1 protein-coding gene is annotated in these 527 nt (G+C 45.7%); it reads left to right on the top strand.

Translation table 11 applies throughout. The annotated features are described in order from the left end of the window. Positions 1–208: 208 nt before the first annotated feature. The coding region (locus ADJ24_RS24015; protein ID WP_414630118.1) for a tyrosine-type recombinase/integrase at positions 209–527 on the top strand (319 nt) is incomplete at its 3' end.

The following is a 527-nucleotide window of genomic DNA, read 5'->3' as shown; positions in this document are numbered from 1 at the left end:
CGGGCATTATCTGAACATAAAACACTATCAATAAGTTGGAGTCATTACCCCACTGTCGTACTAGCTCGCTTGCCGTCATCTTCCTCCAACCCACCTTCTTCAGCCTGTCTAAGTAATTTTTCCATCACTGGGCTAACGACCTAAAAAAGCACCACATACAAACCCTAGGTTTACACCAATAACAAATCCAAAATTGATATAAACATAAATCAGTGATTTAAGCCAATTCACCAAGACGCACTACGTTCCACCAAGGCATGGAGCCCACGAAGTAGCTGCCGACGGCATAAGAATATGGGACATTACAGTAAGGCGTTCGGGCATTCGCCGCAGACGCCCCTATCAGTTGCGTCATACATATGCGTGCTGGATGTTGTCGGCGGGTGCTAATCCTGCTTTTATAGCGAATCAGATGGGACATGAGAATGCAGAGATGGTCTTCCATGCATACTCTGCGTGGATAAATGCTCTCGATAACGATCAGGTATCATTTTTGAATCAGCGCTTTGGCGGATATGCAAATGCCC

It is taken from the genome of Enterobacter sp. 940_PEND (assembly GCF_001059415.1).
GTDB lineage: Bacteria > Pseudomonadota > Gammaproteobacteria > Enterobacterales > Enterobacteriaceae > Enterobacter > Enterobacter cloacae_M.
The sequence above is the reverse complement of the archived record's forward strand: the minus strand, read 5'-3'. Positions and strand labels throughout refer to the sequence as shown.